Origin of the sequence: Thermoflexibacter ruber (assembly GCF_900113045.1) — a bacterium.
Taxonomy (GTDB): Bacteria; Bacteroidota; Bacteroidia; order Cytophagales; family Thermoflexibacteraceae; genus Thermoflexibacter; species Thermoflexibacter ruber.
In genome coordinates this window covers 36,916-55,037 of the sequence record NZ_FONY01000036.1, presented here as the reverse complement: position 1 = coordinate 55,037, position 18,122 = coordinate 36,916, and the positions used below count along the sequence as shown (strand labels likewise).

Annotated in this window: 13 protein-coding genes and 1 tRNA gene; 8 read left to right on the top strand and 6 right to left on the bottom strand. The window is 37.8% G+C overall.

Features of this window, described 5'->3' with window-relative positions; translation table 11 throughout:
* The first annotated feature begins 248 nt into the window (after window positions 1-248).
* The gene (gene lnt / locus BM141_RS17445) at window positions 249-1,919 is read left to right on the top strand and encodes an apolipoprotein N-acyltransferase (protein ID WP_091548753.1); all 1,671 of its coding nucleotides are present in this window, start codon (window positions 249-251) and stop codon (window positions 1,917-1,919) included.
* Between the two features lie 44 nt (window positions 1,920-1,963).
* On the opposite strand, the gene BM141_RS23070 is transcribed toward lnt, so the two are convergent.
* Window positions 1,964-2,125 (bottom strand): hypothetical protein, encoded by a 162-nt coding sequence (locus BM141_RS23070; RefSeq protein WP_177217436.1) that lies wholly within the window; start codon window positions 2,123-2,125, stop codon window positions 1,964-1,966.
* 456 nt (window positions 2,126-2,581) lie between these two features.
* Between BM141_RS23070 and BM141_RS17440 the strand changes: the two genes are divergently transcribed.
* Window positions 2,582-3,646: an SGNH/GDSL hydrolase family protein gene (locus tag BM141_RS17440; protein ID WP_091548752.1), complete on the top strand. Its 1,065-nt coding sequence runs from the start codon at window positions 2,582-2,584 to the stop codon at window positions 3,644-3,646.
* Window positions 3,647-3,698: 52 nt separating this feature from the next.
* Here the strand turns inward: BM141_RS17440 and BM141_RS17435 are convergent, their stop codons facing one another.
* The 4 genes from BM141_RS17435 to BM141_RS17420 all read right to left on the bottom strand — a co-directional run bounded on the left by BM141_RS17435 (window position 3,699) and on the right by BM141_RS17420 (window position 8,753).
* Entirely contained in the window at window positions 3,699-4,928 is a 1,230-nt protein-coding gene (locus tag BM141_RS17435) for a DHHW family protein (RefSeq protein WP_091548751.1), read from the bottom strand.
* A 12-nt stretch (window positions 4,929-4,940) separates the two neighbouring features.
* Complete coding sequence (locus BM141_RS17430; protein WP_091548750.1) at window positions 4,941-6,326, bottom strand: MBOAT family O-acyltransferase; 1,386 nt, start codon at window positions 6,324-6,326, stop codon at window positions 4,941-4,943.
* Window positions 6,327-6,595: 269 nt separating this feature from the next.
* Entirely contained in the window at window positions 6,596-7,900 is a 1,305-nt protein-coding gene (gene hisD, locus BM141_RS17425) for a histidinol dehydrogenase (RefSeq protein ID WP_091548749.1), read from the bottom strand.
* Between the two features lie 205 nt (window positions 7,901-8,105).
* Entirely contained in the window at window positions 8,106-8,753 is a 648-nt protein-coding gene (locus BM141_RS17420) for an MBL fold metallo-hydrolase (protein ID WP_091548748.1), read from the bottom strand.
* A gap of 518 nt (window positions 8,754-9,271) precedes the next feature.
* On the opposite strand from BM141_RS17420, the gene BM141_RS17415 reads away from it, so the two are divergent.
* Both BM141_RS17415 and BM141_RS17410 read left to right on the top strand, forming a co-directional pair.
* Entirely contained in the window at window positions 9,272-10,471 is a 1,200-nt protein-coding gene (locus BM141_RS17415) for a hypothetical protein (RefSeq protein WP_177217435.1), read from the top strand.
* Between the two features lie 234 nt (window positions 10,472-10,705).
* Entirely contained in the window at window positions 10,706-12,961 is a 2,256-nt protein-coding gene (locus tag BM141_RS17410; protein WP_091548746.1) for a TonB-dependent receptor, read from the top strand.
* A 153-nt stretch (window positions 12,962-13,114) separates the two neighbouring features.
* Here BM141_RS17410 and greA read toward each other — a convergent pair whose 3' ends face one another.
* Complete coding sequence (gene greA / locus BM141_RS17405) at window positions 13,115-13,585, bottom strand: transcription elongation factor GreA (RefSeq protein WP_091548745.1); 471 nt, start codon at window positions 13,583-13,585, stop codon at window positions 13,115-13,117.
* Window positions 13,586-14,084: 499 nt separating this feature from the next.
* On the opposite strand from greA, the gene BM141_RS17400 reads away from it, so the two are divergent.
* From BM141_RS17400 to BM141_RS17385, 4 genes are all read left to right on the top strand, one after another.
* The gene (locus tag BM141_RS17400; RefSeq protein WP_091548744.1) at window positions 14,085-15,314 is read left to right on the top strand and encodes a bifunctional 3,4-dihydroxy-2-butanone-4-phosphate synthase/GTP cyclohydrolase II; all 1,230 of its coding nucleotides are present in this window, start codon (window positions 14,085-14,087) and stop codon (window positions 15,312-15,314) included.
* Window positions 15,315-15,397: 83 nt separating this feature from the next.
* Window positions 15,398-15,472 (top strand) — tRNA-Val (locus tag BM141_RS17395).
* Window positions 15,473-15,961: 489 nt separating this feature from the next.
* Window positions 15,962-17,242: an adenylosuccinate synthase gene (locus BM141_RS17390; protein WP_091548743.1), complete on the top strand. Its 1,281-nt coding sequence runs from the start codon at window positions 15,962-15,964 to the stop codon at window positions 17,240-17,242.
* A gap of 46 nt (window positions 17,243-17,288) precedes the next feature.
* On the top strand, window positions 17,289-18,122 hold the full coding sequence (locus BM141_RS17385) for a hypothetical protein (protein WP_091548742.1): 834 nt from the start codon (window positions 17,289-17,291) through the stop codon (window positions 18,120-18,122).

The window sequence follows — 18,122 nt, the reverse complement described above, 5'->3', positions numbered from 1 at the left end:
TGATGGTATTTTATCTACTGTTATCAATTTGATGAGAAAAGTGTTTTTTTGAATAAAAATCTGTGTTTATCAGCCAAATCCGTATTATCGGTGTTCTATTTTGGAACACTGATGAAACAGATTGTACCGATGAGAACGGATTTTTTTAAACACATAAAATTATCATACATTTGAAAGCACCACCTTGAATTAAAGCATACTTATTTATTTTATTTTTTAATTTTGCCCTGCCTAATCCAACAATCAAAATGAGAAACATTTTTGAGCATCTTTCAAATAAACCCTATTACTTACTCTTTTTATCTCTCAGCAGTGGGTTATTAGCGGGCTTGTCTTGGTACAAATATACCTTTTGGTTCATTTTTCTTGCTTTTATCCCTCTTTTAGCCTTAGAAAAACACATCTCAGAAAATAGCGAAAAGTACAAAAGACCTACTTGGAAACTATGGCAATTCACTTATCTATCTATGCTGATTTGGAATATTACCTCTACTTGGTGGATTTGGAACTCCACACAGGGAGGAAGCATTGCGGCTTTTACAGCTAATGCGGCTCTGATGACGCTTCCTATGCTATTTTTTCATTGGACAAAAAAATATTCCAAAGATAAGTTTGGTTACTTGGCATTTTTAGTATGTTGGATAGCTTTTGAATATGTGCATCTGCATTGGGCTTTGTCTTGGGTTTGGCTACTTATAGGTAATCCTTTTGGCTTTATGCCTGCATGGGTGCAGTGGTACGAATACACAGGGATTTTTGGAGGAGCAGTTTGGGTACTATTGGTTAATATTTTGATTTTTAATTTCTTTTTCAAGAAAAAAAATATTATTCCTGCCTTCATTGTTTTTTTACTGCCGATTATTTTTTCCTACGTTTTGTATTTCTCTCACAAGGAAAAAGGCGAAGAGGTAGAAATCGTAGTGGTACAGCCCAATTTAGATTGTTACGAAGAAAAATTTACTTATAATGCCAGAACAGGACAAGACAATGCCAAGACCTTTGTGCCTTATCATGAACAAGTCAATCGCTATTTCCAACTTTCTCAACCACAAATCACAGAAAAAACTGCCTTAGTTGCTTTCCCTGAAACCTCTCTGCATGAGGCATTTAATGAAGCTGACGTATTAAGAGTAGAGGCAGTGCAAAGAATGATGCAGCTGCAAAGTAGCTATCCTGCACTTTCTTTTTTATCAGGAGCAGATTCCTACGTTTTGTACGACAAACCCGATGCTACACCTACGACCAGAAACTCCAATGGCGTTTACTACGACTATTTTAACATGGCTATTTTTGTAGGCAACCAAGAAAAACTTTATCAGGAGCCTGTTTTCAAAGGAGATAACGAAAAAATAGCGCTTTATCACAAGTCAAAATTGGTGATTGGGGTGGAAACCAATCCTTTGCGAGATATTTTCAAGCTATTTGGCAGGGCTTTTATGATTAACTTAGGAGGAATAGCGGGTGATTTGGGCATACAAGAAGAAAGAGAGGCTTTTTTTAATAAAGAAGGTATTGGTTTTGCCCCTGTGATTTGCTACGAGTCTATTTATGGAGAATTTGTAACGGAATATATACAAAAGGGTGCAAATATTATCTGTATCATTACCAACGACGGATGGTGGGGCAATACCTCGGGACACGTGCAACACCTTGCTCATGCAAGTCTAAGAGCCATAGAAACGCGTAGGAGTGTAGCAAGAGCGGCAAATACAGGTATATCGGGTTTTGTTAATCAAAGGGGAGAGATTATCCAAGCCTCCAAATATGATGAGATGATAGCTTTGCGAGGAACGATAAAAGCAAACAAAGAAATGACCTTTTATGCTCAATCAGGGGACTATATCGCCAGAGTCTGTGCTTTTTTGGCATTTTTCATGTTTATAGCTGCTTTGGTGAAGGATAGGCTTCTGAAAAAGTAAAGGCAAATAAAAAATGCGTAGCTTTTTATCACCACGCATTTTGTTTAGTTTGTTGCTGCTTTTTTCTCTTCAAAAGACTTTTTAATCGCTTCTACGTCAATGTTTTTGATGACAGGTTTTGCAGTTAGTAATTTTATTTTGGCTACTCTTGCATTGGCGCGATTAGAGTTTTTTCTGTCTTTTCTTTTTAATCTCGTGATGCCCATGATGATATTTGTTAGATAATAAAAAACTAATTTAGATTTTCCTCTCAATATCTCACATTCAGACTTGTAAGTAATTGATAATAAATACAAACTTAAAAGTGGAATAGTGAGAAACTTCCTCAATAACTTTTTTGGGAGTGCAAAATTACAAATTTTAATGAAAATCCAAACTAAATCTCACTGATTATTTGCTTTACTTTCTTGCAAATGTCTTAGTCTATCTATATAGAGATTACTTGTTCTCGCAATATAAGTCGTAAATCACTTTTCTGCCTAAAAGTCATTTATTACTAAGCATTCTGTTTTTTTAGGTAAGTGTTGCTATTTTATGGTTATGTAGAATTTCATTCAAAAAACTAATTAAGAGGTATTTACTCATTTCAGAGGCTGTTTGGATTTTGAAGTATTGCTTAGGTTTTTAACTTTGTACTACCACTCATAAAATTTAAGAAAAAGATGAGAAAATATACATTTTTTTTGCTATTGTGTTTTTATTTAGAAGCTCTCGGACAGGATACACTGTGGGTAAATGCCAATACTTTGGAGATAGAAGGTAAAGGTTTCAGCAATACTGAAAATGACTACGACCGACTTCCTGCCACTGCCAAAGGCTTAGTACGCGATCCTGTATGGGAGTTAGGGCAGCACTCGGCAGGGATTTTGGTGCGTTTTTACACCAATGCTTTACAGTTTTATATACGCTGGGAGCTTACGAGTACTATGCTGGCAATGCCTCACATGCCTGCCACAGGAGTAAGCGGCGTAGATGTATATGTGCTAAATAACAAAAAAGAATACCTATTTTTAGGAACGGGTATTCCTAAGAATGTCAAAAATTTGGCGGTTTTCAATACAAATACCCAACAAAATCATTTGTCTTCGTACTTGCTCTACTTGCCGCTGTACAATGGCACAAAATTGTTGGAAATTGGTGTGCCTATGGGCTATGTTATTCAGAAAGATACTATTTTTCATGCTGTTGTGCATAAACCTATTCTGTTTTACGGCACGTCTATTTTGCAAGGGGCGTGTGCGTCGCGAGCGGGCATGGCGTACCCGTCCATTTTGGGAAGAAAACTGGGAGTACACATTATCAACTTAGGCTTCTCGGGCAATGCCAAACTCGAACCTGAGATGCAAGAACTGATAAGCGAGGTCGAAGCAGCGGTGTATGTGATTGACTGCCACCACAACACTACCAAAGATGAAACCCAAACCCGTACTGAACCCGCCATCAGAAAAATAAGAGCAAAGCGTCCCTACGCACCTATTGTGCTTATAGAAGGCTCGAACCCCAAGCGTGATTTCCCAACGGAGGAGGGGCTTATTACCCAAGAAATTGTGAAAAAATTGAAAAAAGAAGGTTTTAAAAACTTGTATTACATTAAGGGCAATGGTCTGCTTGGTCAAGATACCGAAGCCACAGTCGACTTAGTACATCATAGCGACTTGGGCATGCAGCGTCAGGCTGAGTTTCTGTATCCGATTTTTAAAAAGATACTTCGGAAAATAAAACAGTAAGTTGCAGACTTCAAACTTTGTCAGGGCTGCAAGACCTCACAAGGAGGGCATGTCATCTCAAAATTTTCTTAATTTTTTTAATGTGCGTAGGTTCGTTGGCGGCAAATATGCCACCCATAAAAATTATATCATCTACCTTGTATTGTTGAAAAATCTCTAAAAGATTTCCTTTGAAATATCGGTAGTCGACTACCCAAACTTGTTCGTAGTTAGCAGTGAGGTATAGCACAAAAGGGTTTCCGTAAGAGTTTTTGATGACCAAAGCCGTTTTTTTGTTTTTCACATTCTTTGAGAAAAGCCTCATAAGCCCCTCGTCTCCACCTAAAAATACCAAATAGCGATTTTTTTCAATATTGTTTACTTTCAGGGAGGGTGTGGGCTGCATTTCACCGTTGCTCCATTTTTGTGCTATCTCTTCAACGGGAGGTATCCAATAAAAGACGGTATCGGGTGTAGCTTTTAGCGAAGCATCGTTGGTTTTGAGAAAATGTGTTCCTAAAAATGCTCCCTCTACTGCTCGTTTGGGCATGGCTGCTAAGTCGATAGGTTGGAGTTGTGCCTGCTCGCAAAACGCTACGTAAGCGTAGTAAGCCCCTAAACCTGTCCAGTGGTGGTCGGTTCGGTAAAAAATATACTCGTTGGCGTGGCTTCGCAATATACTATCTACCTCAACTCCTTTTATTTTTCGCAATTTTTGATAAATCTCCCGAATGTTCTCGCTCTCTTTGGTAGCATAAGCGGCATACTCATCAGGCATTTTGTAACTACCGACCGTAGGTGCAATCACACAAAAAAAGCGACTACTTTTTATTTTGACGGGGTACAAGTTTAGTACTGCGGCGAAATCGGAGGCAAGGGACTGCTCGTTGGTAAACACATGAAAAGCCTGCCCTCTTGCTACTACTAGTCCTTTGGTATTGCGTACCTGTTCGGTGTCTTTAAAAGTTTGCAAGCTATCGTCTTCATCTGCAAGGGCATCTACACTGGGTAGGCTGGTGTACACTTTTTTACTTTCTTGCTGTATGCCACGCAAACTTTTGAGCGAGTCCGAAATCGTTAAAAAGAAATCTCTTGCAGGAAAGTGGTCTGCTGTAAAAGCGTCGAGGCTGTCCATGTACAGACCTGTGGCAAGCGTATTAAAATTAAAAGCAGGCAGTTGGGTTAGTATTCGCTTTTCTCTTTCGCTGATATTTTTTTTGGGTAGCCCCCATAGCAACACTCCCAAAACGGTAAGGAGCATTCCAAACAAAAAACTGTGTATCAACTGAGCATATTTTTTCATCGGTATCTGTTTTTAGAAACGAAAGTATAGAAAAGGATTGAAGGTATTACCTACTAACATGGCAGTAGCCAATAGTAAAAACACAAAACTGAGTGCCATTTCCACATAGGCAAACCTCTGCTTGAGATATTGCTTGAACCACATATAAACAGGCATAGAAAACAATATTGCGAAAAGTAGCCAAAAAACATGATTCATTAGAACGATATTGAGGTCAGGGGCGTGCCATGGGTTTGTTGAAAAACCAAACAAAATTTTCAAAAACCAGAGTGTTTTAGATAATTCAGTGAAATAGAAAAATACCCACCCCACCAGCATTGCCAAAAGCAGGTAGAAATGTCCGACAAAACGAGGCAGGTACGCCAAAACTCTCCCTAAAAATAGTCGTTCTAACATAATGAGCAAGCCCCAAAATAGTCCCCACAAAATAAAGTTCCAGCTCGCTCCATGCCACAAACCCGTTAGAAACCATACAATTAATAGGTTGCGATAAAGCCCTTGCTTATTGCCTCCCAAAGGAATATATACATAGTCGCGGAAAAAAGAGCTTAAAGAAATATGCCACCTTCGCCAAAAGTCGATGGCAGATTTGGCAGTATAAGGGTAATTGAAGTTTTCGTGATAGTGGAAACCAAACATTTTTCCCAAACCAATTGCCATGTCCGAATAACCCGAGAAATCAAAATAAATTTGAAAAGCATATACCGTAATACCAAACCAAGCCTCGGTTACTGCCAAACTTGCCATGTTGGTGTCCAGATAAGTCGTTGCAAGCTCGCCTGCTACATTGGCAATACCTACTTTTTTGAATAGACCAATACAAAAGCGACTAATACCTTGACTAAGGTCTGCTAATCGATGCTCTCTGTTGTTTATTTCGTGTGCAATGTGTGCATACCGCACAATAGGACCTGCTACCAGTTGATGGTAAAGACTTACAAACATCACAAATTTCATAAAACTCTTTTGAGCTTGTATCTCGCCTCTGTGTACATCAATTACGTACGATATGGTTTGAAAAGTGTAAAATGAAATACCAATAGGTAAACTAAACGCAGGGACGGGCAGCGAAAGTCCCGTGAGGGCATTCAAGTTTTCGGTGATAAAGCCTGAGTATTTAAAAGAACCCAAAAGCGAGAGGTTTAGCACCAGCGATGAGATAAGCGGGAGTTTTTGGTAGGGAGTCCCGAGATACTTTTCAATCAAAATACCGTGAAAATAATCAATGGTTGCCGAGAAAATAAGTAAACTAACCCATACAGGCTCGCCCCAAGCATAGAATACAAAACTCATGAGCGTAAGCACTATGTTGCGGTAGTTTTGGTTACTCCAACTGTAATAAAGCATTAAGTTGAGAGGCAGGAAAAAATACAAGAAGTTTAGGCTAGCAAATACCATTTTTATTACATGTTTAACGAACTAAAATAGGTGTTTTAATATGAATTTTCTATTGCATAGAATTTTAAAAATTTTGATGAATTTGCCTCGGCTTAACAAGTATTTCACCCTCAAACGGTTTAGCAAGAATTATCTTAGTAAATCAGCATAAGTTTTACATTTTGTTCTAAGATTAAGATAAATAAATGTTAAAGAATTTGCTTTATTTCTTTATTGGTGCTTTTTATTTATACTGCAAAGCACTAATATAAAGTAGCAAAAACTAAATCTCACTGATTATTTGCTTTACTTTCTTGCAAATGTCTTAGTCTAATAGATATGGCTTCTTTGTGGGCAATAAGCATTTCTGCTTCTGCCATTTTCTCCACTATGCCTCCTATATTTTGCAGTCCTTCCTCTGTAATGTGCTGGAAAGTTATTTTTTTCATAAAACTATCTAAAGAAACCCCCGAATAGGCTTTGGCAAAACCATTGGTAGGTAAGGTATGATTAGTCCCTGAGGCATAATCTCCTGCCGCTTCTGGGGTATAATTACCCAAAAATACAGAACCCGCATTGATGACTCTTTCTGCCAATACTTTGGCATCTTGGGTAGCGATGATTAGGTGTTCTGGTGCATATTCGTTGAGCAGGTCTAAGGCTTCTTCGTGGTTACGCACTAAAAAACAGCGACTATTGGTCATGGAAATCCTTGCCATTTCTTTTCTTGGCAATTTTTCTATTTGGGCAACCAATTCTATGGCTACTTTTTGGATAATCTCCTCGTTGGTAGTTACCAAAAGCGTTTGGCTATCTATGCCATGCTCGGCTTGCGAGAGTAGGTCTGCGGCAATGAAGGCAGGATTAGCGGTATCATCAGCCAAAATAGCCACTTCGGAAGGACCCGCAGGCATATCTATAGCTACTCCTTGCTTAGCCACTAATTGCTTGGCGGCAGTAACAAATTGATTGCCAGGTCCGAAGATTTTATATACTCTGGGGGTCTGCGAAGTGCCATACGCCAAAGCCCCAATAGCTTGCGCCCCGCCTGACTTAATGATTTTGCTCACTCCTACTAAATCTGCCGTATAGAGAATAGCAGGGTGTACTTTTCCTTCTCTATTAGGCGGCGTGGTCATAATTACCTGCTCACAACCCGCAATTTTAGCAGGGATTCCAAGCATCAGCACAGTAGAAAAAAGTGGTGCTGTACCTCCCGGTATGTAGAACCCTACACGCTGAATAGGTACGCTTTTTCTCCAACAAGTTACGCCTGTCATGGTACTGACAGGTTTAAATTTTTCTTGCTGGGCTAAGTGAAACTTCTCTATATTTTTATAAGCTTTGGCTATCGCCTGCTTCAAAGGTCTGCTGACTTGCTTTTTGGCTTCTTCTATCTCCTCTTGGCTCACCAACAAATCAGTCAAAACTGCTTTGTCAAGTTCTAAAGCATAATAGAGCAAAGCCTTATCTCCTTTCTTCTTTACTTTTTTTAAAATAGGTTTTACTTTTTTTTCAATTTCTTTGAGTCGTGCCGTGGGGCGAGTCAGTAAGTTTGCCCAAGTTTCTTTTTCAGGATATTTAATAATTTGCATAAATACTTAGTAAATAAAAATTTTGAAATTGTTTACCACAAGAACACAAATAGCACAAGTTTCTTTATTTTTTCTTGTGAACTTGTGGTAGGAATCTTGTTGGAATAAGTTTTAAGAATACCTAAAAAGTTACAAGACATAGGATTTAAAATACGAATATATCAGTAAAACAAGGTTTTTCCTTAGAAATTACCAAATTTTTTGCTCAGACTTCTATCGCACAAAATGGATTAAATTTTTTTTCTTTGCCAATAGTGGTAGGGTCGCCATGCCCACAATAGACTACAGTATCGTCCGGAAGTGCATACATCGTATTAAAAATGCTATTCATCAATATATTATAATTCCCACCGGGCAGGTCGGTTCTTCCGATACTCCCATTGAAAAGTACATCTCCATTAATACAGAACTTATCTTTCGCACTGTAAAAAGCCAAATGCCCTATAGAATGTCCAGGCACAAACAAGACTTGCAAAGAAGATTCCCCAAAATAAATTGCGTCCTTTTCGCTGATAAAATGGTCTGGCTCGGCTGGCTCATACTCTGGCATACCATAGATAGGTGCGTACACCTGCACTGAACGCAGAGGGGCTTCCTCTAAGGCATGAATCCACAGTGGTACTTTATAGGTATTTTTAATAAATTGATTACCAAGCACATGGTCTATGTGGCAATGCGTATTGAGCAATAGTTTTACTTTCAGGTCTTTTTCCTCAATAAACTTTTTCAAGCTATTTTTTTCTCTCTCAGCAAAGCAGCCTGGGTCTATGATGACACATTCTTTGGTATGGTCTGCTAAAATATAAGTATTTTCACTAAAAGCGTTGAAGGTAAAATAGTGTACTTGAATCATGTAAAATATGGTTTATATATATGTCTATCAAATATACTAATTTTAGCTAAAAGTGTTTACTACACTTCTTTCAAAATCTTGATACTGTTCAGTTGGAAATACACATTGTGCATCATTGATATTAGAATTGTTACCTATTTATAATCAATAAGTTAAATATATAGTTTTTTAGATAATAATTTTAGAACACAGATTTTGCAGATTTGGATAGATTTTCACTGATGAATTACTCAAAAAATCTGTGTTTTATTCGTAAAATTAGTATTATCCGTGTTCCATAAATAGTCAGTAGCAATTTAGATGAATGAACCATGTATGATTGGAAAAGTAGTCTATTGAAAATCAGAGAGTAAAAACTCTAATAATTTTGTAAATACTTGATTTTTAAGTAGTAGTAAGTCTATTGATTAAAAACATAAAAAATCTAAATTTTTTAACATTTAATATTTGCAACAATGTTGCGTATTGTTATAAATTTGCAACATTGTTGCATTTTTTATTTTAATCTCTTAAATGTTATGTTAAAAAAACTACTTTATGCACTTGTCTTTATAGCTTTTTTGACTGCTTGCTCAAAAAACAATGACATCGGACCTGATGACAACAAGGAATATAAATTCATCAGGGTATTAGTGAGTGATGAAAACACCAAACAAATTTCCTTAGTGAATCCTCGTAGTGGCACTACCCAGAACTTTGAAGCAAATTTCGCTAAATCTACAATTTACACCACTCAGTCAGGTCGTTGGGCGGTATTAGTACATCGAGCAGACAATATGGTAGAAACATTTGACGTGGGCTTTGAAAATCATGGCGACCATGCAGATGTAAAAGGAACCCCCAAGTTTGGAGCGATAGTGGGTGATGGTAAAATGCCTACTCACTTTAAAACTTATGGAAGTGAAATTGCTATTTTTAATGACGGGGACGGTACGCTTGACATTGCTAATGAAAATAATTTTCATGTGGTTGGCTCGAGAATGAAAAGAATCAATGCAGGAAATGTCGCACATCACGGTGCCATGGCGAAGTTTGACAATGGCAACTATGCAATCACAGAAAAAGATGGCTCTATAGCTGGCACGCTTCCCGAGAGAGTAAAAATTATAGACATTAGTGGGAAAACTATTTTTGCCTCTACTGTCCAAACCAAGGGTATTCACGGAAACGCAACAGACGGAAAAACTGCTGCTTTTGGCTCAGCAAGCGGTATTTTGGTCGTAAGTCCAAATGGTAATCAGAAACTTATTAGCCATCCTGCTGACTTTGGTACAGCTTGGTTTGGAACTATTTTAGAAGCCAAAGGTACAGGAAAGTTTGTAGGTTACACTTCTGCTAAAGGGGCTTATCTAATTGATATTACCACAGAGAAGATAACACCAATTATAGAAAATACGGATATTATGCAGTGCAAGACCGACTTCTCAGGAGAAAATTTAATAGTATTATTGCATAGTGGCGAAGTAAGTATTTACAATCTGCAAACAGGGGCATTAAAAGTAAAAGCTAACGTAATCAGCAAAGTTGAGCGTACAGAAACTCAAAAACCACAGCTTGTAGCTACTAAAAAGTATATATACATTACACAGCCCAAGTCTGGCGAAATTGTACAAGTAGAAGTAGCTAATCCAAGTAATATTACTAAAATCAAGGTCAGTGGCACTCCTTACCGCTTGACTGTATTGGGTATGGAAACAAGCAAAGGGCATGATGATTAATTGATGCAGAATCTTATCTTATTGAAAACTTAAAAAAATCAGCAGAAAATCTCAATGGGTTTTCTGCTTTTTGTTTTGATTTTAACAAAAAAGGTCATTCCTGCGGAACTTTTAATTATACAAAGTCTTTTTGCATATAGTAAAAAAATATTTTAGACTAAACTAAATTTTATTTTAAAAAATAAATATAGTTATTTAGTTTTGTATAAACATTAATCAAGAATTGCTTAAAATATGGGAAAAATTATATGTATTATTACTATCCTATTGTTTGTTAGTGTATTATCATTTGCTCAGGGAAGCATCAAAGGGAAGGTGATTTCAGAAGGGAAGCCACTACCGTTTATCAATATTGCCTTGCTCAATACCAACTTAGGCACTATTTCAGATTCTTTGGGAAATTATTGGCTTAAAAATGTTCCTTGGGGGACTTACCAAATCCAATTTTCTGGAGTAGGTTTTAAACCGTTTAAAGTAAGCGTCAGTGTAAATAAGGATAAAATCGCTACGCTCAATGCTAACTTAGAAGAAGATTTGTCAGAATTACAAGCAGTAGTAGTTACAGGGACGATGAAAGAAAGTTTTATCATTCAAAGTCCTGTGCATGTAGAGGTTTTTACCCCTCATTTTTTCAAAAAAAACCCTACCCAATGCCTTTTTGATGCTTTGCAAATAGTCAATGGAGTGCGTCCACAAATGAGCTGTAATGTGTGTAATGCGGGAGATATTTGGATAAATGGCATGCCGGGTGCTTATACGATGGTATTGATAGACGGAATGCCCATAGTCAGTGCTTTATCAACGGTTTATGGGTTGAGTGGAATCCCTAACAGCATCATAGAACGCATAGAGGTAGTCAAAGGTCCCGCCTCGACTTTGTATGGCTCAGAGGCAGTCGCAGGACTGATAAATATCATCACCAAATCTCCCACTAAAGCCCCTCAGTTCTCCTTAGATGCCTTTGGAACAGGCTACGGGGAGTACAATCTCGACTTAGCAGGGAAATTCAGCATCAACAAGACTCAATCTCTTATTAGTGCTAACTACTTCAATTTTAATCAAATATCGGATAAAAATGGTGATGGATTTACCGATGTAACTTTGCAAAATCGCATTTCTATTTTTAATAAATGGAGTGTGGAAAGAAAAAATAGTCGCTTGATGAACCTTGCTTGGCGATATATGTACGAAGACCGTTGGGGCGGGCAAACCTCTTGGGAGCGAAAGTTTAGAGGGACAGATTCTATTTATGGAGAAAGTATTTTTACAAAGCGTTTTGAACTGATAGGAAATTACCAACTACCGTTTGACAAAGAAAAAATTGTACTCAATTATTCTTTCAATAGCCATATCCAAGATTCCCAATATGGCACTACGAGCTATTTGGCTGACCAAAAAATAAGTTTTGCACAATTGCTTTGGGATAAAAAAATTGGCAAGCACGACTTGCTACTTGGCTCGACTTTGCGATATACTCATTATGATGACAATACGCCTGCCACTGCCAAAGAAAATACAGAAAATCAACCTAATAAAACTACTTTGTTTGGCATTTTTGCCCAAGATGAAATTCGTTTATTCAAAAAGCAAAAACTATTGTTAGGATTGCGCTATGACAAGCACCCCGTGCATGGCAATGTATGGTCGCCAAGAGCCAACTACCAATGGTCTATGAATGAAAATAACACATTGAGAGTAAGTTATGGAAATGGATTTAGGGTAGTGAATCTGTTTACCGAAGACCACGCCGCACTCACAGGGGCAAGAAGGGTCGAAATCCGAGAAGCATTACAACCTGAGCGTTCTTGGAATATCAATGCCAATTATCAAAAGCACATACATACGGAAATCGGGGAGTTTGACGTAGATGTGAGTGGATTTTATACTTATTTTACTAATAGAATCATTGCGGATTATTTTACCGACCCTGACAAAATTATTTATGAGAACTTGCGGGGTCATGCAGTTTCCAAAGGGCTTGCGTTGAATACTGATTTTTCTTTTCGTTTCCCTCTAAAAATCAATGCAGGCGTTACTCTAATGGACGTGTATCAGAAAGAAGACGATGGTACAGGTAGCTTAGTCAAACTTCCTCAAATCCAAACTTCTCCATTTTCAGGTACTTTTGCCCTAAGTTATACATTGAGGAAACCACAAATTACTTTGGATTGGACAGGGAATTTTTTTAGCCCCATGCACCTGCCTGTAGTGCCTAATGATTATCGTCCAGAAAAATCGCCTTGGTATAGTATCCAAAACCTGCAACTTACCAAAACTTTTGGGAATGGCTTGCAAATCTATGGAGGGGTGAAAAACTTGCTCAATTTTATGCCTAAAGGCGATGTAATTTTGCGGGCATTTGACCCTTTTGACAAAACGGCGAATGACCCTGTGAGCAACCCAAACGGTTATACTTTTGACCCTACCTATATTTACGCACCTATGCAAGGAATGAGGGCTTTTGTAGGGGTGAGGTATGCGATTTTTTAAATTAATAGTTAAAAATTTTTGTGAACGTGGTTTTGATTTTCCAAATCAGAGATGCCAGACTTGGGAAGTCAGACCTACAAGGAAACTACTTGCTGAAGATTAAGCATATAAAAGTAACCTTGATAATCTCACATCAAGGTTACTTTTCAGTACTTATCGCGAAATCTCTAAAATTTCAAAAGTCATTTTGCCTCTTGGCGTGGTGATTTCTGCCTTCTCTCCTACTTTTTTCCCAAGCAAGCCGCTACCAATTGGTGACTTTACTGAGATTTTATTTTGTTTCAAGTCAGCCTCTTCCTCAGCAACTAAGGTATAGGTTACTTCCATTTTATTGGCTGTATTTCTAATTTTCACATTAGAAAGAATAGAAACTTTGGAAATATCGATATTAGACTCATCTAAAATTCGTGCATTGGCTATTAGTTCCTCTAACTTAGAGATTTCTAATTCCAACAATCCTTGTGCATCTTTGGCGGCATCGTACTCAGCGTTCTCACTCAAATCGCCTTTATCTCTCGCTTCTGCAATTTGTCGCGCGATTTCTGCCCTGCCTTTAGTTCTTAATTCTTGGAGTTTTTCCTTTAACCGATTGAAACCCTCCTGTGTGTAATAAGATACTGCCATAGTGTTAGTAAATTATGTTTGGTTAAATAATAAATTTTACTCTCCATCCTTATTTGATATTTCTTACAGATTCATTATAAGTTTTATAAAGAAAGAAAAAACTTGCAAAGTCATTTGTTTCGCAACAAATATCTTCACTTACTTATTAAAATCTTAGAATTAATTTGAAGAATAGAATCTTAAAAAAGGACTTCCTAAAAAACAGCAAAAAATAACGGCTTACGTACTGGTGTAAACCGTTGTTTTTTATTTGTAATGAGTATAACTACAAATTAACACAAAATGTTCCAAAACTCCAAGTTTTATGGTGCTTATTTTCCTATTTCTACCTGATTTAGCAAAGGTAAACTATTTTTCTTATTCATTAGTTTTTAATATAAAGACAAAACAAAATTGATTAGTTTTGTAAAAAATTTAATAAAATATTTTAAGCAGTGAAATAACTTATTTATTATCAATAAGTTTGTTGAATTAATCGCTGTTTATCCCATCCAAAATTATGTTAGAAATTAATCATGCTAATCCAATTAGATTAGACACTATAGAGGAGGCAATTGAGGCGATACGCCAAGGAGAAGTGGTCATTGTAGTAGATGACGAAGACCGAGAAAACGAAGGTGATTTTATTTGTTCTGCGGAATTACTCACTACTGAAAAACTTAATTTTATCTTAAAAGGCAGGGGAACGCTTTGCGTAGCATTGACAGAAGCACGCTGCGAAGAGCTTGAACTTGACATGATGGTTAATAACAATACAGCGACTTTTGAAACTCCTTTTACGGTTACAGTGGATTTAATAGGGCAGGGCGTAACTACAGGAATTTCTGTATCAGACCGTTGGAAAACTATTAGAGCCTTAGTCCATGCAGAAACTAAACCTGAGGATTTAGCTCGTCCGGGTCATATCAATCCGCTTAAAGCTAAAAATGGAGGCGTACTAAGACGTACAGGACATACAGAGGCAAGCGTGGACTTGGCAAGATTAGCAGGTCTGTACCCAGCAGGAGTGCTGATAGAGGTGCTAAACGAACACGGAGAAGCAGCAAGACTTCCTGAACTTCGCAAAATCGCAGATGAAAACGGGCTTAAACTTGTATCTATCAAAGACCTAATAGCCTATCGCTTGAGAAAAGAATCTTTGATAAAAAGAGAAGAAACTGTACAAATGCCTACTACTTATGGCGATTTCCAATTGGTGGCTTATCAGCAAACCAATACAGGCGATTTACACTTAGCTTTGGTCAAGGGAGAATGGAAAAAAGATGAGCCTATCATGGTACGCGTTCATTCTTCTTGTATGACGGGCGATATTTTTGGTTCGTGTCGTTGTGATTGTGGCAATCAGTTACATAATGCTATGCGTATGGTAGAGAATGAGGGAAAGGGTGTAGTGCTTTACATGAACCAAGAAGGTAGGGGAATAGGCTTACTTAATAAGTTGAAAGCCTATAAGTTACAAGAGCAAGGATACGATACAGTAGAAGCAAATCTTGCATTAGGCTTTCAAATGGACGAGAGGGATTATGGGGTAGGAGCGCAGATTCTAAGGGACTTAGGAGTAAGCAAAATTCGCTTGATTTCTAATAACCCAAAGAAAAGAGCAGGATTGATAGGCTATGGATTGGAGATAGTAGAAACTTTGCCCATAGAAATAGCCCCTAATCCGCACAATGAGAAATACTTACAAACTAAAAGAGATAAGTTAGGGCATTTGATTTTGCAAAGATAAAATCAAGTTTAGCTGGTTTTAGCTTAGAAAGTTTTGGAAGTTTGCAAGTTGTTTATTAATTTTGCTATCCTTTCAGTCAAAACGGAACATTAGCTCAGTTGGTTTAGAGCATCGCCTTGACAGGGCGGGGGTCGTGGGTTCGAATCCCTCATGTTCCATTTTTTTCTATCTTATTTATTTTCATTTATTTAAGAGAATATATTTTTATGCTCTACGAAAGAATTAATTGCTCTCCTTTGAAACTTTCCCTTGCATATAAGATGACAATATTTTTTGCTTTTTCAAATATTAATTTTTATAATAATCCATAGCCATAAATAAAATAAATGCCTTCGGGCATGGGGTATTGATAGAAAATAAGTGATACCATACCCCAAAACCTCGAGATGGTAATGTATTTCGCTCCTACGGTGCTTTTTTAAATTTACTTCTACGCTAAAAAGTCAGAAGAACCTCCCATCAGAGAAAGGAACTTTAGTATTAGGGTTTTTTGAAAGCCATTTTTATTTCACAATACTTCTACTGAACAAAATTAAATTTTTCCTCAATTTTTGAAAGTACCTAAATAGTTGCGTAATTTGTGAGTTTGGAGTTGCTGTTTAATGACTAAATAGACTCCATAAACTTTTATGTGATTAATTTTTCATTTGAATATGGATATATTACTTGGTTTGCAATGGGGAGATGAAGGCAAGGGCAAGATTGTAGATTTTTTAGCACCAAAATATGAGGTGGTTGCGCGTTTTCAAGGGGGACCTAATGCGGGGCATACTCTCAACTTTGATGGTATTAAACACGTACTTCATCAGATTCCTTCAGGTATTTTTCACCCAACAATCAAAAATATCATTGGGAATGGTGTAGTGTTAGACTTAGTTACTTTGAAAAGAGAGCTACTTGCCTTAGAAAACGTCAATGTTTTTCCCAAAAACTCTTTATTTATCTCCAAAAAGGCACATTTGATTTTACCTACTCATCGCTTGCTTGATGCGGCTTATGAAACCTTAAAAGGAGATAAAAAAATAGGCTCTACGCTGAGAGGTATCAGCCCTGCCTATACAGACAAAATGCGTAGGGAAGGAATCAGAGTCGGCGATTTGTTTGATGTTCATTTTGCAGACAAATACAATGAAGCCAAAAAGCGTCATTTGGATATTCTTCACTATCTTCATTATCCTTGTGATAATTTAAAGGAGTTGGAACTGGATTTCTTTGAAGCAGTGGAATTTGTTAAAAATTATCAGACTTGCAATAGTGAATACCTCATCAATGAAGAGATAAGCAAAGGAAAAAAAGTGCTTGCGGAAGGAGCGCAAGGTTCGCTTTTAGACATAGATTTTGGCTCTTATCCTTTTGTAACGAGTTCCAATACCACAGTAGCAGGGGCTTGCACTGGTCTGGGCGTTTCTCCGCGTCGCGTAGGAGAAGTTTTTGGTATTTTTAAGGCGTACTGCACCAGAGTAGGCAGTGGACCCTTCCCAACTGAGCTTCATGACCGAGTAGGCGAGATAATCAGGCAGTTAGGGGCAGAGTTTGGAGCAACTACGGGCAGACCTCGCCGCTGTGGCTGGTTGGATATTCCTGCTTTGCGTTATGCGGTCATGCTCAATGGGGTTACGCAGCTCTTTATGATGAAGACCGATGTATTGAATAGCTTTGAGGAAATTAAGGTTTGCACACATTACGAACTTCCTAATGGAGAACTTACCACGGAAGTCCCTTATGATTTTGCACAAACCCCTGTCAAACCTGTTTACCAAACACTCAAAGGTTGGAAATGTAAACTTAAAAATCTTCAGGATTTTGACCGCTTGCCAGAGGCTTTGCATAACTACATTCAGTTTATTGAAAGCCAACTTCATGTACCGATTACCTTAGTTTCTTATAGTCCAGACAGAAAAGATACTTTGATGAAGGGAAACTGGTAGGAAGGTATAGAACATTAAGTAACCACAAAACCTGTTTATAAGTGGTATGAAAGTTTCTTCTCTTATTATTGGTTTATGGCTAATCTACGGCTTTGCTCACGCACAAGTTCGTACTTTAGGCATAGGCAGTGCTACAGGTTTAGCCAATGCCGCAGTTACACTCAACGATTACTGGTCAATATTCAATAACATAGGGGGGCTGGCATGGATAGATAAAACCTTTGCGATGACTTCTTTTGACAATCGCTTTGGCATGATAGGCTTCAATACAGTTTCTGCGGGCATAGTAGGTATAAATAAGTGGGGAATAGCCAACGGACTTACTATCTCACAGTTTGGTAGCGAGCAGTATAGGGAAACTAACTTTTCGCTTGGGCTAAGCCACAAACTGGGCAATGTAAGCATAGGGCTGAGAGCCAACTACTTCCAAATGGCTATAGAGGGACTTGGGACAAGACGCAGGATAATCTTAGAGTTTGGGGGAGTAATGCAGCTAACTTCTTCCCTTTGGCTGGGAGCGCATATCTACAACTTTAACCAAGCAAGAGTAGCAGATTTCCAAGATGAAAGACTGCCCGTAGTAATGAAAGCAGGGGTTTCTTATCGCCCAACAGAAAAACTCATGCTCAACATAGAAACAGAAAAAGACATAGATTTTCCACAAACATTCAAAGCAGGTTTAGCATACAAAATACTACCTCCTCTGACTATTCGCACAGGGATTAGTACCCAACCCTTTATCAGTAGCTATGGGGTAGAATTTACTTACTATGCCTTTGGATTTCTCTATACACTTAGTACGCACCCTCAGCTACTACCTTCACATCATATCGGATTGACCTATCAGTTTAGAAAAATCCAAAAGAAAAAAGAAAAGTGA